The following is a 19,002-nucleotide window of genomic DNA, read 5'->3' as shown; positions in this document are numbered from 1 at the left end:
CGACACGTCAGCCGAGCAAGGCAACCAGTCGGTGTGCCTCCCTGGTGAACACCATGCCCGCCACCAGGCGCAGGAGCGACCCGTCGGACCAGGCGAGAGTCACGCGTCCGCGCTGCAGCAGTCGTGGGCTCCGCCGTGCCCCGAGCAGCGCCGCGCGCGGCGCCTCCCACACCAGCGACGCCCGCTGACCGTCGACGTGGGCAGCGGCGATGCGCTCGCCGGTGATCAGCAGGTGGTCGGCCTCGCCGCCCGAGAAGGCGCCCTTCGCCGAGTGGGCGAGGGTGCCCGGGGCGCCGACGAGAGAAACCCCTGCCACGAGCCGCTCGGCGGCCGCGTTCCAGGCGGGCACGTCGAGGCCGTTGACGAGATCGAACGATGGCCCAGGATCGGGCAGGCCCATGCGCTCCTCACCCGCCATGTAGGCGACCATGAAGGCGCCGTCGAGTCGTTCGCCGTCACGCAGTGCCTCCGCGATCCGGTCCCCGTAGACGAAGGCGGAGTCCACGTCAGGCTCCGTACCTGGAGTCGGGCTGCACCTGGAGGTCGTTCATGACGGCGGCCAGCCGTCTCGGCAGCTCCGCGGCGAACACGTCCTCCAACTGGATGCGGCGCCCCTCCACGTCGTGCAGCGGGACACGCCAGTTGGGGTACTCGTCGACGGTACCGGGCTGGTTCTGTGCCTGCCGCTCCCCACCGCGTCGGTGAGGTTGGCCAGCAGCACCTTCGACGGCGTGCGGAGCAGGTACCGGTGGAGCGCCAGCATGACCTCGACGGGGTCGCCCACCGCGTCGGCGGCGAGCACACCGCAGCCGACCAGCTCGTCGAGCCAGGCGGACTGCTCACGGCGGGCATGCTCCAGCTCGGCCCCGAGCGGCTCGGTCAGCAGCCCGAGGTCCTCGCGGAGCCGGACGTGGTCGCCCGCCAGGTAGCCGAGGGTCGGCGGCAGGTCGTGCGTCGTCACCGACGCCATGCAGTAGCCACGCCAGCGGTCGGCGGGCAGCGGCCCGCCGTGCCCGTCGCCCTCGAACCACAGCACGGAGGTGCCGAGGATCCCGCGGCGCGACAGATAGTCACGCACCCAGGGCTCGACGGTGCCGAGGTCCTCGCCGACGACGAGGGCCTGAGCGCGCTGCGCCTCGAGCGCGAGGATTCCGACCATCGCCTCGTGGTTGTTGCGGACGTAGGTGCCGACGGTCGGTCCGGCACCCTCGGGCACCCACCACAACCGGAACAGGCCGATGATGTGGTCGACCCGCAGGCCGCCGACTCCGCGCAGCGCGGCCGAGACCATGGCACGGAAGGGGCGTAGGACAGCTCTTCGAGCTTGTCGGGGCGCCACGGCGGCTGACCCCAGTCCTGACCCGCCTGGTTGTACTGGTCAGGCGGGGCCCCGACGCTCATCCCGGTTGCGAAGACGTCAGGCATCATCCACGTCTCGGCACCGGTCTTGTGGACACCGACTGCGAGGTCGGAGATGATGCCGACGGGCATGCCGATCCGGGTCGCGGTGGACTGCGCGTCGGCGAGCTGCTCCTGGGCGATCCACTGCAGCCACTCGAAGAAGTCCACATCCTCGGCATGCTGCTCCGCGAACGCGGCCACCTCCGGGGAGCTCGGCCGCTGCAGGTCCGTCGGCCAGTCGGTCCAACGCTGCCCGTGCTCGAGGCAGAGCGCCGACCAGACGGCGAAGTTGCGCAGTCCCACGCCCTCGCGGCTGCGGAAGTCGTCGTAGGCGATCCGCCTGGCCACGCGCATCCCGGCGCGGTGCACCACGCGCAGCGCCTCCAACTTCAGCGGCCACACGCCGTTGCGGTCGATCGCCGCACCCGCAGTGGCCAGCACGCGGGCCCGCCGCTGCAGGGCGTGGATGTCGTGCCGGTCGCCCTTGCCCAGGGTGGCGAACTCGGCGATCGACTCCGGTCGGATGTAGATGGGGTTGATGAAGCGACGCGACGCCGGCAGGTAGGGGGACGGTTCCAGCGGTGTGACGGGCTCGGCGGCATGCAGCGGGTTGATGAGCACGTAACCCGCGAACTGTCGGGTGCCGGACCAGGTGATGAGGTCGGCGAGGTCGGTCAGGTCACCGACGCCCCAGGATTCGTCGGAGGTGACGGAGTAGAGCTGCGTCGCGTACCCCCAGACGCGTTGGTCGCGCATCCGGGCGGGGAGCCCGACGAAGGACGGCGTGACGATCAGGCTGGCCTGGTGACGGCCCTCGACACCCTCTGCGATGATGCGGTGGTACCCGGTCGGCAGGTCCTCGCCGAGCCAGAAGGTGGCCTCGCCCATCATCCGCCCGGCGACCAGACGGTCCGGGGTGAGGTTCTCGGACTGCCAGGCGGGTCGGGTCTCGCCCGACTCGAGCTGGATGTGGACGTGCACGCCGGTCCCGGACGGCACGTGCACGTCGACATGCACGCCGGTTCCCTGCTCGGTGACGGTGCACGGGGGAAGCACCTGCAGCCAACGCTCCTCCTCGAGGGCGTGGAGGGCTGCGTCGGCGGCCTGGGGGTGGAGGCGTCGATGTCGAAGGCGCGCAGCACCCGCACGACCGTCTCGGCGGGGATGGGCACATGCCGGCCCTTCCAGTCCCAGAACTCCTGGGCGATGCCGAACCGGTCGGCGAGGCGGGCGAGGCCGGGAAACACGTCAGTCACGGGTCGTCCTTCAGCGGGTCCTGAGGACCTGGGTCCTGGAGATCATGTCGGAGAGCGTCTGCCTGTTCGACGTGAACGCGGCGAAGATGCCGTTGACGAAACCGATCACGAGATGCTGGTAGAGGATCGCGCCGACGATGCCCCGGACCGCTGCGGTGCCCCACCCGAGCTTGGAGGTGACGGGCTCGCCGACCTTCACCGTGCGCAGCCCCAGCGCCAGCTGCCCGAGGGTGGCGCTCATCGTGCCGAGCAGCACCGTGCGGTAGATCGCGTAGATGGCGATGTTGATCAGCGACGCGACCGCCAGCGCGGTCCACAAGGCGGTGGCGGGCATCGGGATCTGCCCGGCACCGTTGCCCTCGGCCCACAGCGCGAGGGCATCGAGCCACCGCTGCATCTCGCCCGCCATCCGCTGATCGACGCCCGTGAGGGCGAACACGACGGTGGCCAGAATGTAGACGATGATGAAGTCGAGCACGAACCCGCCGAGGCGGCGGCCGAACGGCGCGAGACCGGTGTCGGCGAGCGGGGGCTGGCCGTAGGTCGGAACCTGCGGCTGCGGCTGGGGGGCGACCTCGGCCGCCACCTTGTCCCTCGTCGCCTGCGACCAGGCGATGCCGTCCCAGTACCGTTCCCCATCGGATCCGGCGGGGTCGGGATACCACCCGGCGGGTGGCTGATGGGGCGCGTTGGTCATGGGTCTAAGGATGCCAGAGAACCCGGGGATTCCCGGATCGGTTGGTTTTGGGCAACAATGTTCACCGATATGGAGATGATCGGGCGTTACAGGATCACCGGGCGGATCGGGTCCGGCTCCTTCGCGACGGTCTACCGCGGCCAGGACGACACCCTCGACGTGCCGGTGGCGGTCAAGGTGCTCGCAGACAACTGGTCGACCAACGACGATGTCCGGGCCCGCTTCCTCGCCGAGGCCAGGCTCCTGCGCCGCATCTCCGACGAACGTGTGGTGCGGGTCTACGACATCGGCACCACCGATCGCGGCCAGCCCTACTTCGTGATGGACCTCGCGAACGGCGGGTCCCTGGAGCAGCTCCGCAGGTCGATGGTCGCCCCGGGCTCGCGCTGCGACTGGTGGCCGAGGCCGCCAGGGCCCTCGAGGTCCTGCACCGCAACCAACTGGTGCACCGCGACGTGACTCCGGGCAACATCCTCCTGACCAACACCGCGCAGGGCGTGCGCGTGATGCTCGCCGACCTCGGCGTGGCCAAGTCGCTGCTCGACGAGTACCGCGACACCATGACGGCCGGCACCCCCGCCTACATGGCCCTCGAGCAGGCCAACTCGACACAGCTGGACCAGCGCTCCGACATCTACTCGCTCGCCTGCGTCACGTACGCGCTGCTCACCGGCAGGCCCCCGTTCCCCGTCAAGACGCTCGCGGAACTGCTGGGCCGCAACCACGCGATCGGCCCCGCTCCCATCGCCGCGCAGCTCGGGGCACCGGAACTGCTCGACCAGGTGCTCGCCTCCGCGCTCTCCCCCGACCCGAACCGCAGGCCGCAGACCGCGGCGCAGTTCGCCGAGGTGCTCGACCGGCTTGCCGACGCGCTCCCGGGCGGCGAGTCGTACCGGCCGCTGCCGCTGACGTCGTCGGCGACGCCCACAACGCTCGGGTCGATCCCGAACGCCCCGCCCCCGCGGGCGCCCTGATCAGCGGCGGACGCCAGCAGGCGAGCCTGACGCCGGGCAGCGAGACACCCGTCTCGATGCTCGACAACTACATCGGCAAGGGCCGCTACCAGCCGAAGAAGGCGAGGGAGTCGCACTCCCCTGGTTCTACGCGCTCGTGACGACCTCGGCCATCGCGCTGCTCGCGCTGACGATCTTCCTGACCATCTACGTGCTCACGAACTGAGCAGGTCGTTGTCGATCCGGCCGATCCTGCGGCCGACGACCAGCGCGGCCACCGCCACCAGGAGACTGGCCGACAGCGCCGCCGTGTAGCTCAACCGCTCCGGCTCCGCCAGCAGCAGGCCCGTGTAGATGCCGCCCGCGACCGCCGTCACCACCGAGTTGCCGACCGACTCCGCCACCTGCAGAGACGACTGGTTGCGGCCCTGCTCGAACCTCGAGGACAGGCTCATCACGGCGACCGCGGAGCTCGGCATGGTGAGGCCCATCCCCGTCCCCGCGACGATCCACGCCACGAGTGCGGCGCCGATCGGCAGGGAGGGCAGCCAGGCGAAGGCGGCGAGGCCCGCGATGCCGACCACCGAGAGGGCACTGCCGACGGTGATGAACGCGTCGCGGCTCAACCTCACCCACCGCTGCGACTGCAGCCAGGACCCGAGCGTCCAGCCGATGCTCCCTACCGTGAGGGCCCACCCGACCTGGAAGGGGTTGTAGCCGCGAAGGTCCTGCAGCGTTACGAGCAGGATCGTCTCGGCCGCGAAGAACGCGCCCGCCTGCACCGCACGGGTGAGCACCACTCTCGGGATCCCGGGCCCCACCCGCGGGCCGCAGGAGCCACGATCCGCGGCAGCCCCCATCCGAGCGCCGCGACCCCGACCACGGCTGACGCGACACTCCACGCGCCGAGCCCCTGGCCCGCGAGCAGGATGAGCGAGGGAGCGACGGTGACCCACAGCGTCGGAGCGACCCGGACCGGGCCTACCTCGCCGTCAGAGGAGAAGTGCCGCTGCACCTCCCGCAGGCCGGGGAGGGTGATGAGGAAGGCGACCACGGCGAGCGGGATCATGGTGGCGAACACCAGACGCCAGGAGTAGTGGGTCAGCCAGGCCGCGAACGGTGGGCCGACAAAGGCAGGCAGCAGCCAGCAGAACGAAACCAGCGCCATCACGCGCGGGCGCTCCTCGGCGGCGAAGGCGTGCGCCACCACCACCGACAGCGTCAGGTTCAGGGCACCTGCCCGAGCCCCTGCACGAGGCGGGCCAGCAGCACCACCCACACCGACGGGGCAACCCAGCCGAGCACGAGGCCGACAGCGAACATGGCGAACCCGATGCACATCGGCAGCGCCGGGCCTCGCTGGTCGGCGATCCGCCCGCGATGATGGTGGCCAGCAGCATGCCGGAGATCATCGTGGTGAACGCCCACGGGTACAGGTGCTGCGCATCGAAGGACGCCATCAGGGTGGGGAGGGCGGTCGCAAGCCCGATCGACTGGAACGCGACGGCGAACACAGACAACATGATGCCGACGATCAGCGCCCTGCGGCCCGCGCGGTGTCCATGAGCCTCCTCGCCCGTCGCGTCTCCCTCGTCGTCGCCCATCCTGCCGGACGGGACTGACGCGTACAATCTTCGGCATGACTGAAATGGCCCCCGGATCACAGACCGTCGTCGACGAACGCACCGAGCTGTTCGAGGACGGAGACCAGGACCGGTTCTCCCACTACGTGCCGAAGGACAAGCTGATGGCCGCGATGGTCAACGGCACCCCGTGGTGGCGCTGTGCGGAAAGGTGTGGGTACCCACCAAGAACCCCGACCGGTTCCCGGTGTGCCCGGAGTGCAAGGAGATCTGGGAGTCCCTGAACCCCGGGCAGTGAGTGGGCGTCAGTAGCGGTAGGTGTCGGGCTTGAACGGGCCCGACACCGGGATCCCGAGGTAGCCGGCCTGCTTGTCGGTGAGTGTGCTGAGCTCGACGCCGAGCGAGCCGAGGTGCAGGCGGGCGACCTCCTCATCCAGGTGCTTGGGCAGCACGTACACGCCGACCGGGTACTCCTCCGGGCGGGTGTAGAGCTCAATCTGGGCGAGCACCTGGTTGGTGAACGAGTTGCTCATCACGAACGACGGGTGACCGGTGGCGTTGCCGAGATTGAGGAGCCGGCCCTCGGACAGCACGAGGATCGAGTGGCCGTCGTCGAAGCGCCACTCGTGCACCTGCGGCTTGATCTCGATGCGGGTGACGTCTGCGCGGCCCTCGAGGCCCGCCATGTCGATCTCGTTGTCGAAGTGGCCGATGTTGCCGACGATGGCCTGGTGCTTCATGCGGGCCATCTGCCCATTGGTGATGACATCGCAGCAGCCGGTGGCGGTGACGAAGATGTCGGCCGTCTCGACGACGGAGTCGAGCGCGGCGACCTGGTAGCCGTCCATGGCGGCCTGCAGCGCGCAGATGGGATCGATCTCGGTGACGATGACGCGGGCGCCCTGGCCGCGCAGCGACTCGGCACAGCCCTTGCCGACGTCGCCGTAGCCGCACACGACGGCGACCTTTCCGCCGATCAGCACGTCGGTGGCGCGGTTGATGCCGTCGATGAGCGAGTGGCGGCAGCCGTACTTGTTGTCGAACTTCGACTTGGTGACCGAGTCGTTGACGTTGATCGCGGGGAACAGCAGCGAGCCGTCGCGGGCCATCTCGTAGAGGCGGTGGACGCCGGTGGTGGTCTCCTCGGTGACGCCCTGCACACTGGCCGCAAGCGCCTTCCAGTCGATGACGCCGTGCGCCTCACGCAGAGTCGCCTTGACGATGAGGAACTCATGGGAGTCGTCGTCGGCGTCGGCGGGCACCTCGCCCGCATCCTGGGCCGCGACGCCCTGGTGCACGAGCAGCGTGGCGTCGCCACCGTCATCGAGAATCATGTTGGGCTGGCCACCGTCGGGCCACTGCAGGATCTGGCGGGTGCACCACCAGTACTCCTCCAGCGTCTCGCCCTTCCAGGCGAACACAGGGATCCCCGCCGCGGCGATGGCGGCGGCCGCGTGGTCCTGGGTGGAGAAGATGTTGCAGGACGCCCAGCGGACGTCCGCGCCGAGCGCGACGAGGGTCTCGATGAGGACGGCCGTCTGCACGGTCATGTGCAGCGAACCGGCGATCCGGGCCCCTTCAGCGGCTTGGAGTCGCCGTAGCGCTCCCGCATCGCCATCAGGCCGGGCATCTCGTGCTCGGCGAGGGTGATCTCCCTACGTCCGAAGTCGGCAAGGGACAGGTCAGCTACACGGAAATCCACGGGCGTCACTCTACCCGTGGCGCTCCGGGGAACCTATCCGGCCGGGCCGTCAGATCCCGCCAGCGATGCGAGGTGCGCGAGCGCCAGATCGTAGCCGCCCACCCCACAGCCGACGATGATGCCCGCCGCCCTGGCCGACAGCACGCTGGTGTGGCGGAACTCCTCGCGGGCGTGCACGTTGGAGATGTGCACCTCGACGTAACGCGGCACCAGGGCGGCCGCGTCGGCGATCGCGTACGAGTAGTGCGTCCACGCGCCCGCGTTCAGCACGACGTCGGCCCGGATGTCGACCGCCTCGTGCAGCCAGCCGATCATCTCCGCCTCACTGTCGCTCTGACGCACCTCGACGTCGAGCCCCAGCCCGCGGCCCGTCTCCACCAGGTGGGCGGCGAGGGTGGCGTACGTGGTGCCGCCGTAGACCTCGGGCTGCCTGGAGCCGAGTCGACCGAGGTTGGGGCCGTTGAGGACGAGAACCTTCATGGGTGGTCAGTCTGCCAGCCCGCGTAGGTCGACGTCCCATCCGAGCCCGATCTCCAGGTACGTGGCCCCGTAGCGGCCGCGCTGGAGCAGCGTGACGTAGCGCTCCACGTCGGTGGCCCGCAGTTCGGCATCGCCCGAGGAGATCCGGGCGATCCGGACGCCGACGGCCTCGGCCCGCTCCACGAGCGAGGTGGCGGTGTCACGGTGGGGGCGGGCACTTTGTCGTCGTCGAGGAGCACCACGACGGGGCGGCTGTCGCCCGCGTCGTCGAAGGGGTCGGCGAACGGGTCGCGGACAGGGACCGCGCCCAGCAGCGTGTCGAGCTCGGAGGCATCTGCGGCGAGCGCTGGCCTTCCGCTGGCCCGACGCAGCGCCTCGGCGATCCTGCGGGAGGCCCGACCGGCGAGCACCGTGCCGCCCCAGACCAGCGGGATCCCGTCGGCCAGTTCGAGGGCCAACTCCTTGCCCGGGTTGGCCGCGAGGTCGAGCCGCGGCGCGCAGGCCTCGGCCACGAGATCGGCGGCGTCGGCCACGTGCTCGGGGTGCACGATCGGTCCCAGGCCCAGGTCGCCCAGCAGCGCGAGGGCCGCGACGGCCGCAGCGACCGGGTCGTCCTCGAAGGTCGGGATCAGGGTGGTGCCTCCGGAGGCGGCGGCCGCGGCAAGGGCGGAGTCCTCGGGCGCGGTGACGATGAGCGCGACGCCACGGCGGGCGGCCTCACCGGCGCAGTGCAGCACCCACTCCGGGGAGTTGTAGCCGCCGAGCACGACAACCATGTCGAGGGGGCCGACCCAGGCCGGAAGCGTCGGGCCGGGCCATGCCATGAACGGGACGGGCACACCGGCTCCAGGACGGCGCGCACGAGCCGGGCCTCGGAACCCATCACGAGGATTCCGCGGGGCCGGTCGGCCAGCGTGAGCGCGCCCGTCGGCTGGGTGAGGGCGGCGCGTCGGATCCGGGCACCGGCAAGGGCCAGCCAGCGCAGACCTTCGTGCGATTCGAGCCCCGCCTCCTCCAGGCGGGCGTCGTCGAACTCGGAGCCGTTCACAACGTGCTGCGGGCCTGGTCGATCAGGAGCACAGGGATCTGGTCGCGCACCGGGTAGGCGAGCCCGCAGGCCTGGTTCGTGCAGACCAGCTCATGCTCGTCGTAGTCGACGGCGAACTTGGCGTGGCACGCGGGACACGCGGCGATGGCCAGAAACTCCGGCGAAAGCGTCATCTGATCTTCTGCCATGTCTTCTCCTGACGAGGGTGGGCCGACTTGTTCCGAGCCTATCGCCTGCCGCAACCCTCGGGTCACCGACGCACGAGGGCGAGCACCTCGTCGCGCAGGGCGGTCATCGTGGCCGGATCGGCCGCCTCGACGTTGAGCCGGAGCAGCGGCTCGGTGTTGCTGGGGCGCAGGTTCAGCCACCAACCCTCGCCCCGGTTGCGGATGGTGAGCCCGTCGTCGAGCTCCACCTCGCCGAGGCCCCGAGGGCGTCGGTGACGCGGTCGATGCACTCGCCCGAGTCTGCCACCGTCGAGTTGATCTCGCCGGAGCGGCTGTACCCGTCGTAGACGCCCGCCAGCTCCGACAGCGGGGCCGCGGAGGAACGCAGCAGCTCGAGCACGTGGAGGGCGGCGAGCATGCCGGTGTCGGCCGACCAGAAGTCGCGGAAATAGTAGTGCGCGGAGTGCTCGCCACCGAACACGGCGCCCGTCTCTGCCATCATCGCCTTGACGTAGGTGTGACCCACCCGCGACACCGCGACCGTGCCGCCGGCCGCCTCGACGGCCTTCGGCACGCACCAGGAGGTGATGGTGTTGGTGATGATGGTCGAGCCCGGATCCTTCGCGAGCTCTGCGACGGCAATCATGGCGGTCACCACCGACGGGTCGACCACCTCGCCGCGCTCGTCGATGATGAAGCAGCGGTCGGCGTCGCCGTCGAACACCAGGGCGAGGTCGGCCCGGTGCGCCACGACAGCGGCCTGCGCGTCGCGCAGGTTCTCCGGCTCCAACGGATTGGCGGGGTGGTTCGGGAACGACCCGTCGAGGTCGAGGAACAGGCCGACCAGGTCGAGGCAGCGGCCGCCGAGCACCGCCTCCGCGGTGTGGCCGGCCATGCCGTTGCCCGCGTCGACGACGACCTTGAGGGTGCGGTCGCCGCGCTGCGGCACGAGGTCGCCCAGTTTGGCGGCGTAGGCGGGGAGCGCATCGAGGGTGCGGTGCCCACCCGTCACCTCGGCCCCGATGGTGATGTCCGCGGCACGGTCGCGCAGGCGGGTCATGAAGTCGGCGGGCACGGGCCTTGCGTCGGCGAGGCAGAACTTGATGCCGTTGTACTGGGCAGGGTTGTGGCTTGCGGTGAACTGCACGCCGGGGAGGCCGAGCCACCCGGAGGCGAACCACAGCTCGTCTGTGGAGGCGAGATCGATGTCGACCACGGATGCGCCGGCGCGACGGGCGCCGTCGACGAAGGCGAGCAGCAACTCGCGGCCCTGGCCGCGCATGTCGCGGGCGACGACGAACTCGTCCGCGCCCACCAGGTCGATGTAGGCCGCGCCGAGGGCCCTCGCCCCGTCCAGATCCCACTCGGGGAGGTCGCCGGAGATGACGCCTCGGATGTCGTTGGCCTTGAAGATCACGGGGTCAAGCACAGGCCAACCCTACCGGCTGGTCAGTCGGCGACCGGCACCAGCCGCAGGTGGCCGCCGCGCGCGGTGGGCGGCTCCGCATCGACCGGGTGTGGCCCCGGGGGCGCAGAGCGGGGTCGTCCTCGCGCAGGCCGATGGCGCGCACGGCGTCCGCAAGGGCCATCAGGTCGTCCGATGGCGCGGGCGGTGGTGGGGCGGCACCGTCAAGGGGCAGCCGGATGATGTCCCAGCCTTTGGGTGTGCTGGTGCGCTCCGCGTGGCGGGAGCAGAGGTCGTAGGCGCCGGGTTCCACGTCGAGCGAGAGCGGGCCGAGCACGGCGGTGGAGTCGGCGTACACGTAGGTCATGGTCGCAACCGCCGTGGACGAGCAGGCGGTACGGGAACAGGTACGCACCGCGCCAACCTAGCTCACCGGAGACTAGAGTGGCCGCATGCCACGCAGACGAGACCGTCATGGACGCGGAATCCGCGGCCCGCTCGCCTCGCCGAACCCGTTCACCAAGCATCCGGTGCCGTTGGCACGGCCGTCGCGGATCGCGTTCTTCAACGACTGCGTCACGACCGCGATGGCCGACATCGCCGAGGTCGCTCCCGATGCGCTGCGCGACATCATCGTCGGCGTGGAGGAGGTGCCGCACCTGAACGTCGCATGGTCGGGCGACCGGGTGCCGCTGTCGGCCGCGCTCGAGGCGGGGCGGGTAGGAAGGCGCAGATCGTGATCTTCGAGAGGCCGTTGGAGCACCGGGCGGGTTCGCGCTCGCAGTTACGCGACCTCGTGCACCAGACCATCGTCGAGCAGTTGAGCGCGCTCACCGGCCGCAGCATCGAGGAACTCGGCGGCGACCCCGGCTGGGATTAGGGGCGGTCGCTCGGTCGCTCGGTCCCTCGGTCCCTCGGTCCCTCGGTCGCTCCCCGGGCCCGTCCGGAAAAATCGGCCAATAGCCGATTCTGGTCGGTCCCGCTGGAAATAGTGACCACAGACCCAGCCCCAACAACCGCTCACGCCCTCCCCTCGACGCACACCCCACCCCGGGCCCGTCCGGAAAAATCGGCCAGTAGCCGATTCTGGTCGGTCCCGCTGGAAATAGTGACCACAGACCCAGCCTCAACAACCGTTCAGGCCCCGTCACAGCCTTGAGGGCCGCCAACGGAAGCCGGCGAGCACCCCACCGTTCCCGTTGCTGCCAAGAACCCCGACCGCAGCGCATCGGATCAGTGGGCGCCTTTTCCAGGCAGACCGATCAGAATCGGCTACTGGCCGATTTTTCCCGCGTCCCCTACCGCAGGGTCGGGTCGGCGACGATAGTCTGTCCTCCGACTCCTCGGCCCTGGTGGGCGACAGCGGGTAACCGACCGACCCGGTGCTCGACAGTGCCGCGGCCACGACGGGCGCATCCGCCTCGACCAGCACCGGCCCGGTGCCGGCAGCCGCGACGGAGAGGGTCGTTCCGACGGGGATCTGCACCTGCTGCGACGTGCCGGCGACGGTGACCGTCGCCGACACCGACGCGATGCCCGGATTGCTCACCAGCACCGAGCCCACCTCGTCGGCCGACACCCCGAGGCTCCGGCCCGCGGCGGCGGGCAGCAGCATCCGGCGGACGCCTGCGGCGGACGTCTCCACGCCGACCCCGAACGGTTCGGCCGCGGTGAGCCGCAGGGCGCTCGCCTCTCCCCGAGCGACGAACCGAGGTCGACCACCACCGACGAGCGCGGCTCCAGCGACAACCCGGCGGCCGGCGCCGGTTCGTAGCTCGACGTGGCGCCCAGCGCGCTGACGGCGACGTCGAGTCGCTCGGTGCCGGGATTCGTCAGGACGATGCGCGCCGACTCCGCCCCCGCCGGGATGCCCGCGATCAGGTGCTCGCTGGCCGGTGCCGCCGCGCCGATGTTCGCGACGGCGCGCCCCGGGAGCGGCTGCGCGAGCACGACGACCCGCCCCTGGCTGGTGGCGTACTCGACCCCACCGGGGCGTCGGGGACCAGTACCGACAAGGCGATGGTGCGGCTCGCACCCGGCGCGATCGCGATGCCTCGCGCCCCCACCGCGTCGATCTCGCCGTCGGACCCCAGCAGAGTGAGATCGACGACCGCCTCGTTGGCGTCGGTGTTGACGAGCAGCAGTTCGCTGCTGGCCGGGTCGGTGACCGTGAGGATACCCGTCGGCATAGGGGCGGTGCACGGCACATATCCGGGCGGCGTCGACCCGGTGAGCACGCCACCGACGATGAGCGAGTTGGAGGTCAGCACGGTTGGCCCGGCGATCACGGTGTCGATCGGGCCGGACGCCCCGGGACCGACCTCGCCGCCCAGCGGGGTGAGCGAGATCGTCGAGTCGCCGAGCACGAGGGCCCGCCCTGCGGGCAGGCAGGTAAGGCGCGTCGAACGCACCAGGTCCACCGTCTGGGCCGGGGGCCGCCGCAGCGGGCTGAGCAGCGACAGCCCGACGGCGATGCCGACAGCAAGCGCCACGGCCAGGAACGAGTACAGCAGTCGGCGGCCCATCAGCGCCCCTCCTCGCGACGGCGGCGCCACCGAGAGTCGGCGCGGCGAGCACCGCGAGCGCCAGCAGCACCAGGGCCTGCAGCCATGCGTGCCAGGGATGCCCGGTCGGCTTCAACTCCAGGGCGCCTCCCTCGGCGGGCAGGGGCCCGAACGTGACGACGGAGTCGTCGATGAGCGGCCTGGGGGTATCAGCCACCCGCGGGATCCGCACACCGTCGACGCTGGCAGTCCAGTCTGCGGCGGGCGACTCGGCGAGGTAGAGCATCCGTTCGCCATTGCCCGCCGGCAGTTCGCCGTCGACGATGAACGGGTCGTCGCCGTCCACGGAGGCCCGGGAGACCAGCCCGCTGACGGTCCACACGACGGAGGCGTCGTCGGCCGGGTTGCTGACCATGCCGTCCAGGTTGTCGAGCGCCGCGCGCTGGTCGACCTCGACGCCACCCACAAAGACGTGCGACACACCCATGATCCGCAGCCGCTCAGCCAGGTCCGCGGGCGGGTCGCCAGCGGCGATCGAGTGGGCGACTGCGGTGAGTTGCCGGTCGAAGGATCCGAGCGGGTTGCGCTCTCCGGTGCCCCACTGCGGCTGTCGCGCGTCGATCACGTTCCAGGAGATCTGATCCCCATCCGGATGGCGAGGGCACGCGGGTCACGCTGGGAGGCGAGCACGTCGCGGACGTAGCCGGGCAGCACGGTTGTGACCGACCCGACGGGGCCGTTGAAACCGACCACCGCCCACACACCGACCGCCACCGCACCTGCGAGTGCGACGGGCACGATCGGCAGCCACCTGGTCGGTGCGGGGAGCGCGACCGGCACCAGGAGGGCGGCCAGCACCAGCAGCGCCCACGGGGACAGCAGCGGTCGCACGACACCGCCGTCGACCGCGACCGTGAGTCGCGACAGCAGCGTTCCCACGATCAGCGGCGTGGCGAGCGCGACGACCGACCAGATCCAGGCCGGTCGACTGAGGCGCGCCATGGCCACGACGGCCGCGAGCCCGAGGACAGCGAAGAAGGCGACATTGGCCCACAGCGGCAGGCCGGACGGCAGGATGCGGCCGACGACGAGCGCGTAGGAGGCTGGTGGGTAGTCGGGCCAGGCGAGGGGGTCGACGCCCGTCAGCAGCCGCCCCGGATGTGCCGCGAGCCCGGGAAGCCATGGGATGAGGAACACCCAGGCGGGGCCAGCGCGACGGCCGCCTCGGTCGTCCGCTCACGGTTCCGGCCGGCCCACACGATGCCCCAGATGCTCAGCAGTGGGAGCGCGACGGGCCACACCGCCGCGACCACGACCACCCAGAAGGCCACCCTGCGGGGCCCGGAGCCGCTCCGCGCCGGTGGCCTGGTTGGCGGCCATGGCGTGGATGGCACGCATCAGCAGTGGCCCGGCGACCGACAGCACCATGCCGGTGACGTCGCCGGCGGTGACGAGCCCCAGCAGAACCGTGCCGCCCGCCCAGGCTGCGGCCGAGGCACATGCGGGCGCCGCCCCACCCGAGGCGACGCAACAGGGCGAGCCAGGAGAGCGCGGCGAGCAGGGGCGTGAGCACCAGCGCGAGGAATGAGAACCAGCCGGGGCTGCCGAAGCCCGCGAGCGAGGAGACGGCCGCGAGGCCCAGCCACGGGGCGTCGCCGTGCAGGTAGGTCTCCCAGGCGCGCGCCAGCGACGCGGGCGCGGGCAGCAACCCGCCGCCGGAGACCGGCCCCCGCCGAGCAGGGTGCGGGCGGCGGCAGCGGCCGTGACCAGAAGCACCAGCACCAGCAGCGTCGACGGCGCCAGCACGCGGCTGCGGAGCGTCGGAGCCGCATAGTCGTCGCTGGTCAGTTCGTCGATGGACGCCCCGGCCGGGGCCTCGGTGAGGGTGCGGTACCGCTCGGACAGCCCGGCCCCGATCCGGTCGACGGCGTGACGCAGCGGCCAGTAGCGGTTCGGGAGCAGGTCTTCGGGGTGTGGTCCTCCTCCGGAACCCGCCCTGCGAGCGAGGCCGTCTCCCGGGCGTGGCCCGGAACTGCCGCAGGGCCCGCAGCTCTGCCGCGGCATGTGAGGGCGACTTGGCGAGCAGGAACCCGAGCGACCGGATGAGGGAGGCGGCTGTGAGGCCCGGGCCGCTCGCGCCCCGCGAGCCGGCGATGCGCAGCGCCGCGAGCCGGTCGGCCACGTGCGGATGCCCCTGCCCGGGGCGACGCCCCACGCGACCCGCCGCGAGGTGGTTGAGCGCGGCGTCGGGCCAGGTGAGCACGCGGTATCCGTGTGCGTTGATGCGCCACCCCAGGTCGACGCCGTCACGGTGCCGGGCGATCTCGGGGGCGATGCCTCCCACCTCACGCCAGACGTCGCCGCGCACGAGGACGCCGGCCGTGGAGGCACCGAGGACGTCGCGCGACTCGCTCTGGTGCTGGTCGATGTCGCCGGCCTCGACCAGCGGCACCCGCAGCCCACCCGCCGTGATCGCCTGGCCGACCTCGGAGAGGGTCTCGGGATAGTTGCGGCGCTTCGGCTCGAGCAGCTTCGGCACCACCATGTCGCTGTGGCGGGCGCCCTCGAGCAGGCGGGCGAGCGCGTCACGGTGCGGGAGGAATCATCGTGCAGCAGCCAGACCCACTCGGCCTCGCGGCCCTCGAGCGCGGCGCCGACGGCCTGCCCGAAGGCGACCTCGGGGCCGAGTTCCAGCAGTTCGTGGATGACCCCCTCGTCGCGGGCCCGGGCCAGCAGTTGTGGGGAGTCGTCGGTTGACCCGGTGTCGACGGCGATCAGGCGGCCGGGGCGCGGATGCAGCCTCGCCAGCGACAACAGTTGTCTGGGCAGCCACTCGGCGGCATCGTGGACGACCATCACGGCCACGACCGCGTCGGGGTCGATCTCGGGAACATCGGGGGCGGGATCGACCTGATCGATCCAGGCCCAGAGGTCGTCGCCCTCGTGCCCGTGCTGCGCTTCGTCTGTCACGGATCCTCCGATTGGTGAGCCTCGACAGTACCAGCGAGGCTCAGCTGGCGGCCCGCTTCAACTTGCGGCGTTCACGCTCGGACAGGCCGCCCCAGATGCCGAACCGCTCATCATGGGACAGGGCGTACTCGAGGCATTCGGTGCGGACGGTGCAGCTCAGGCACACGCGCTTCGCCTCACGGGTCGATCCGCCCTTCTCGGGGAAGAACGCCTCGGGGTCGGTCTGGGCGCAGAGGGCCTCCGCCTGCCATGCATACTGCGCGTCGTCAAGCATTGCGAACAGCTCGTCGTCCATGAAACCCTCCTTCCCTGGCCAGAATTACACACGAGTGGTTTTGATCGGTCAAGTGGAAACGGTAAATCAACGACGTTGCCAGGCCTATCTACGCGGGGGCCTGATCAAAGTTCCATCGGGATCGTTCTCATCTGCACGCGGCCACGGCGTCGAGGCGGTGGCCCACTGGGCCGCCCTCTCCCCACCTGGTCGCCCGGTATCGGGCCGAAGGTGAGCCGGGATGACCGGTCACCGGCGCCGCATGGCTGGGGCGTTGCCCCGTCGCAGTCGCCTCCCCGCCCGGGGGCGGGTGTCCCTGCGAGGATCGGCCTCCTCCGGGTCGGAGAGGTCGCGGTGGTGCAGCACCAGGTACAGGGTCCAGCCGACGAGCGCGACGCCGGTGAGCAGGCCCGCAACGACCCCGAGCAGTTCGCCGGTGCCGACCCCCACCCGGAACCACGAGGAGAGACGCGAACACCACGCGCGCGATCAGGCCACCGGTCGCCCCGAGGAAGGCGGCGATCCGCGACCTGCGGCCGCCGTGGCCGGCAGCGATGGCGGCGCCGGTGAGCGGCAGCAGCGCCTGCGGGGCGCCGAGCGCGGTGACGGCGCGCGCGCCGTCGGAGGCCAGCAGGAGTCCCGCCCCACCGTCTCGACGGCCCCTGCGACCAACAGCACGCCGACCACGGCGGCGATGGCCGCCGCCCTCGGCTGATCGGACAGCTTGCCCATGTGAGGTTCCTCCCGGATGGTGTCAGGCGAATTCTGCCCCAACACCGGTTCGCACCAGCCCCACCAGTTCCTTGATCCTCTCGGCGTCGGACAGGGGCGCCACGAGTGTCGCCGTCGGGGTGGCGACCACCAGGCAGTCGCTCAGGCCCAGCGTCGCGACCAGATGTCCGGGTCCGCGATGGTTGATGACGATGCATCCGCGCGAATCGAGCGACACCGTGCGGCCGTCCACGACGTTGCCGTGCCCGTCGGTGCCCAGCAGCTCGGCGAGCGAGACGTAGCCGCCCACGTCGCGCCACTCGACCTGCAGCGGGACGCTCACGACGACGGCGTCGGTGCGGCCGATGGACGCGGGCTCCATCACCGCGTAGTCGACGGAGATCTTCTGCAGGGTCGGGAACAGGGCGTCGATCCGCTCCGGGTGGGCCGCGATCTCGCGGACCGTTGCGGAGGTGTGGGGCAGCAGTTGGTCGAGCTGCCCCAGAAGGGTCGCTGCCCGCCACACGAACATGCCCGCGTTCCACCAGTACTCGCCGCCGGCCAGGTAGTCCCGGGCCACCTCGAGCGAGGGCTTCTCCTTGAACTCGGCGATCCGGTGCACGCCCGGGAACCCGTCGAGCTCCTCGGCGCGGTGCAGGTACCCATATCCGACATGCGGCGTGGTGGGCACGACTCCGAGGGTGACGAGCGCATTCGGTACCCGGGTCGCGACGTCGAAGGCGCGTCGGAGGGCATCCCGGAACTCAGCCACGGGCTCGATGACCTGGTCCGCCGTGACCATCGCCACGACGCCCTCGGGATCGCGGCGCGTCACCTCGGCGGCTGACCAGGCGACCGCGTTGAGGGAGTCGCGCCCCTCGGGTTCGCCGAGGATGTTGCCGGGCGCCAGCTCGGGATCTGTTCGGCGACGTCGTCGGCGTAGGCGCGCCCGGTGCACACCAGGATGTTCTCCGCCGGGACGACCCCTCGAGCCGCTCGTAGGCCAACCTCAGGAGGGAGCGACCCTCGAAGAGGGCCAGCAACTGCTTCGGGCGCCCCTGGCGCGACAGGGGCCAGAGCCGGGTTCCCGAGCCGCCGGCCATGATGACTACGTACTGCATGCGGCAGAGGCTACCTGTCGTCTCCGATCCGATCACAGCCCGCCCGCGGCGTGCGGCCTAAGATCGGTCCCATGTTCATCCCGCCCTCACCCGACGCGTCGCAGCCTCGGGAGCCCGCCCGCTGCTCACCCACTACGACGGGGCTGCCGACACCAGGACCGAGCTGAGCGCCCGGACGTTCGCGAACTGGGTGGACAAGACTGCCAACCTGATCGCCGACCTCGGCCACGGGGACGGCGAGCCGATCGACATCACCTTGGCGGGGTCACACCCTGGCCACTGGGTCACGCTGGTGTGGATCGCGGCGGCCTGGCAGCGCGGCTGCCCGGTGTACTCGACGGCAACCGGGTCCGAACTCCTCGTGGTCGGCCCCGACGATGAGCGCCGCTCCGACATCACGGTCGCCTGTTCCCTGCACCCGCTCGGCAGGGGCTTCACGACTGCGCCGGTCGGCGCCATCGACTACGTGGAGGTGTTCGGCCAGCCCGACGTGCACGACGTGGCGGGCTGGGCGCAGCAGGACATCTTCGACGGTGTCGCGCTCCCGGGCTCGGTGCCGCCACGCGACACGCGGCTGCTGCTGCCCATCCCCGTGCCCGGCCTCGAGACGGTGCTCGAGGCCCTGGTCGCCCCCGTGCTGGGTGAGGGATCGACAGTCGTGGCGGTCAACTGCCCGGATGAGTTGTTGATCCAGGTTGCGACCGCGGAGCATGCGCTCCTGCGCTGAGCC

Annotated in this window: 24 protein-coding genes and 5 pseudogenes; 7 read left to right on the top strand and 22 right to left on the bottom strand. The window is 71.1% G+C overall.

What is annotated here, in order from left to right; all coding sequences use genetic code 11:
• Positions 1-7: 7 nt before the first annotated feature.
• The 4 genes and pseudogenes from G7085_RS18200 to G7085_RS18190 all read right to left on the bottom strand — a co-directional run bounded on the left by G7085_RS18200 (position 8) and on the right by G7085_RS18190 (position 3,354).
• Positions 8-505 carry a hypothetical protein gene (locus G7085_RS18200; RefSeq protein ID WP_197511997.1) on the bottom strand — a complete coding sequence of 166 codons (498 nt, stop codon included), beginning with the start codon at positions 503-505 and terminating at the stop codon, positions 8-10.
• Positions 506-547: 42 nt separating this feature from the next.
• Positions 548-2,400: pseudogene (gene malQ, locus G7085_RS18195) on the bottom strand (4-alpha-glucanotransferase).
• Positions 2,289-2,657 carry a hypothetical protein gene (locus G7085_RS27530; protein WP_231979680.1) on the bottom strand — a complete coding sequence of 123 codons (369 nt, stop codon included), beginning with the start codon at positions 2,655-2,657 and terminating at the stop codon, positions 2,289-2,291. The pseudogene malQ and the gene G7085_RS27530 overlap by 112 nt, the downstream one beginning before the upstream one ends.
• 10 nt (positions 2,658-2,667) lie before the next feature.
• Positions 2,668-3,354, bottom strand: coding sequence for an RDD family protein (locus G7085_RS18190; RefSeq protein WP_197511996.1), 687 nt, complete (start codon positions 3,352-3,354; stop codon positions 2,668-2,670).
• Positions 3,355-3,429: 75 nt separating this feature from the next.
• Here G7085_RS18190 and G7085_RS31060 point away from each other — a divergent pair, with 75 nt between their 5' ends.
• Both G7085_RS31060 and G7085_RS27525 read left to right on the top strand, forming a co-directional pair.
• On the top strand, positions 3,430-3,813 hold the full coding sequence (locus G7085_RS31060; protein ID WP_197511995.1) for a protein kinase: 384 nt from the start codon (positions 3,430-3,432) through the stop codon (positions 3,811-3,813).
• Positions 3,750-4,328: a serine/threonine-protein kinase gene (locus G7085_RS27525; protein WP_197511994.1), complete on the top strand. Its 579-nt coding sequence runs from the start codon at positions 3,750-3,752 to the stop codon at positions 4,326-4,328. Before G7085_RS31060 ends, G7085_RS27525 begins: the two co-directional genes overlap by 64 nt.
• Positions 4,329-4,522: 194 nt before the next feature.
• Here G7085_RS27525 and G7085_RS18175 read toward each other — a convergent pair whose 3' ends face one another.
• Both G7085_RS18175 and G7085_RS18170 read right to left on the bottom strand, forming a co-directional pair.
• Positions 4,523-5,089 (bottom strand): MFS transporter, encoded by a 567-nt coding sequence (locus tag G7085_RS18175; protein WP_231979679.1) that lies wholly within the window; start codon positions 5,087-5,089, stop codon positions 4,523-4,525.
• Positions 5,044-5,514 carry an MFS transporter gene (locus tag G7085_RS18170; RefSeq protein WP_331715774.1) on the bottom strand — a complete coding sequence of 157 codons (471 nt, stop codon included), beginning with the start codon at positions 5,512-5,514 and terminating at the stop codon, positions 5,044-5,046. The genes G7085_RS18175 and G7085_RS18170 overlap by 46 nt, the downstream gene beginning before the upstream one ends.
• A 191-nt stretch (positions 5,515-5,705) precedes the next feature.
• Between G7085_RS18170 and G7085_RS18165 the strand changes: the two genes are divergently transcribed.
• Both G7085_RS18165 and G7085_RS18160 read left to right on the top strand, forming a co-directional pair.
• Positions 5,706-5,873 (top strand): hypothetical protein, encoded by a 168-nt coding sequence (locus G7085_RS18165; protein ID WP_197511991.1) that lies wholly within the window; start codon positions 5,706-5,708, stop codon positions 5,871-5,873.
• Between the two features lie 82 nt (positions 5,874-5,955).
• Positions 5,956-6,188, top strand: a pseudogene (locus G7085_RS18160) (DUF3039 domain-containing protein).
• A gap of 7 nt (positions 6,189-6,195) precedes the next feature.
• Here the strand turns inward: G7085_RS18160 and ahcY are convergent.
• From ahcY to G7085_RS18130, 7 genes and pseudogenes are all read right to left on the bottom strand, one after another.
• Positions 6,196-7,592 (bottom strand): annotated as a pseudogene (gene ahcY / locus G7085_RS18155) (adenosylhomocysteinase).
• A 33-nt stretch (positions 7,593-7,625) separates the two neighbouring features.
• A complete protein-coding gene (locus tag G7085_RS18150; RefSeq protein ID WP_197511990.1) occupies positions 7,626-8,072 on the bottom strand; it encodes a type II 3-dehydroquinate dehydratase in 447 nt (148 codons plus the stop codon).
• The gene (locus G7085_RS18145; RefSeq protein ID WP_197511989.1) at positions 8,069-8,911 is read right to left on the bottom strand and encodes a phosphoheptose isomerase family protein; all 843 of its coding nucleotides are present in this window, start codon (positions 8,909-8,911) and stop codon (positions 8,069-8,071) included. The genes G7085_RS18150 and G7085_RS18145 overlap by 4 nt, the downstream gene beginning before the upstream one ends.
• A 205-nt stretch (positions 8,912-9,116) precedes the next feature.
• A complete protein-coding gene (locus G7085_RS18140; RefSeq protein WP_197511988.1) occupies positions 9,117-9,308 on the bottom strand; it encodes a Trm112 family protein in 192 nt (63 codons plus the stop codon).
• A gap of 62 nt (positions 9,309-9,370) precedes the next feature.
• Positions 9,371-9,535, bottom strand: a complete 165-nt coding sequence (locus tag G7085_RS33115) for a hypothetical protein (protein ID WP_331715773.1) — start codon at positions 9,533-9,535, stop codon at positions 9,371-9,373.
• Positions 9,481-10,716 (bottom strand): phosphohexomutase domain-containing protein, encoded by a 1,236-nt coding sequence (gene manB / locus G7085_RS18135; RefSeq protein ID WP_331715772.1) that lies wholly within the window; start codon positions 10,714-10,716, stop codon positions 9,481-9,483. The genes G7085_RS33115 and manB overlap by 55 nt, the downstream gene beginning before the upstream one ends.
• Positions 10,709-11,059: a DUF3499 family protein gene (locus G7085_RS18130; protein WP_231979678.1), complete on the bottom strand. Its 351-nt coding sequence runs from the start codon at positions 11,057-11,059 to the stop codon at positions 10,709-10,711. The genes manB and G7085_RS18130 overlap by 8 nt, the downstream gene beginning before the upstream one ends.
• Positions 11,060-11,144: 85 nt before the next feature.
• Between G7085_RS18130 and G7085_RS18125 the strand changes: the two genes are divergently transcribed.
• Positions 11,145-11,432: a hypothetical protein gene (locus G7085_RS18125; protein ID WP_231980829.1), complete on the top strand. Its 288-nt coding sequence runs from the start codon at positions 11,145-11,147 to the stop codon at positions 11,430-11,432.
• Positions 11,429-11,572, top strand: coding sequence for a metallopeptidase family protein (locus G7085_RS27520; RefSeq protein WP_331715771.1), 144 nt, complete (start codon positions 11,429-11,431; stop codon positions 11,570-11,572). Before G7085_RS18125 ends, G7085_RS27520 begins: the two co-directional genes overlap by 4 nt.
• A gap of 267 nt (positions 11,573-11,839) precedes the next feature.
• Here the strand turns inward: G7085_RS27520 and G7085_RS18120 are convergent, their stop codons facing one another.
• The 9 genes and pseudogenes from G7085_RS18120 to G7085_RS18075 form a co-directional block, all read right to left on the bottom strand.
• Positions 11,840-12,307 (bottom strand): hypothetical protein, encoded by a 468-nt coding sequence (locus tag G7085_RS18120; protein ID WP_197511986.1) that lies wholly within the window; start codon positions 12,305-12,307, stop codon positions 11,840-11,842.
• On the bottom strand, positions 12,238-12,642 hold the full coding sequence (locus tag G7085_RS31055; RefSeq protein ID WP_197511985.1) for a DUF5719 family protein: 405 nt from the start codon (positions 12,640-12,642) through the stop codon (positions 12,238-12,240). The genes G7085_RS18120 and G7085_RS31055 overlap by 70 nt, the downstream gene beginning before the upstream one ends.
• Positions 12,570-13,217, bottom strand: coding sequence for a DUF5719 family protein (locus tag G7085_RS31050; protein WP_197511984.1), 648 nt, complete (start codon positions 13,215-13,217; stop codon positions 12,570-12,572). Before G7085_RS31050 ends, G7085_RS31055 begins: the two co-directional genes overlap by 73 nt.
• A 600-nt stretch (positions 13,218-13,817) precedes the next feature.
• Positions 13,818-14,393: a hypothetical protein gene (locus G7085_RS18100; RefSeq protein WP_197511982.1), complete on the bottom strand. Its 576-nt coding sequence runs from the start codon at positions 14,391-14,393 to the stop codon at positions 13,818-13,820.
• A gap of 39 nt (positions 14,394-14,432) precedes the next feature.
• The gene (locus G7085_RS18095; RefSeq protein WP_197511981.1) at positions 14,433-16,166 is read right to left on the bottom strand and encodes a hypothetical protein; all 1,734 of its coding nucleotides are present in this window, start codon (positions 16,164-16,166) and stop codon (positions 14,433-14,435) included.
• A gap of 40 nt (positions 16,167-16,206) precedes the next feature.
• Entirely contained in the window at positions 16,207-16,461 is a 255-nt protein-coding gene (locus G7085_RS18090; RefSeq protein ID WP_231979676.1) for a WhiB family transcriptional regulator, read from the bottom strand.
• A gap of 228 nt (positions 16,462-16,689) precedes the next feature.
• Positions 16,690-16,890 (bottom strand): hypothetical protein, encoded by a 201-nt coding sequence (locus tag G7085_RS18085; protein ID WP_197511980.1) that lies wholly within the window; start codon positions 16,888-16,890, stop codon positions 16,690-16,692.
• A gap of 39 nt (positions 16,891-16,929) precedes the next feature.
• Positions 16,930-17,172, bottom strand: a complete 243-nt coding sequence (locus G7085_RS18080; RefSeq protein ID WP_197511979.1) for a hypothetical protein — start codon at positions 17,170-17,172, stop codon at positions 16,930-16,932.
• A gap of 22 nt (positions 17,173-17,194) precedes the next feature.
• Positions 17,195-18,272, bottom strand: a pseudogene (locus G7085_RS18075) (mannose-1-phosphate guanylyltransferase).
• 94 nt (positions 18,273-18,366) lie between these two features.
• Between G7085_RS18075 and G7085_RS18070 the strand changes: the two are divergent.
• Positions 18,367-18,999: pseudogene (locus G7085_RS18070) on the top strand (TIGR03089 family protein); the annotation flags it as partial.
• Between the last annotated feature and the right edge of the window lie 3 nt (positions 19,000-19,002).

The sequence above is a fragment of the Tessaracoccus coleopterorum genome, assembly GCF_011174705.1.
Lineage (GTDB): Bacteria > Actinomycetota > Actinomycetes > Propionibacteriales > Propionibacteriaceae > Arachnia > Arachnia coleopterorum.
This window is presented reverse-complemented; position numbering and strand designations above follow the sequence as displayed.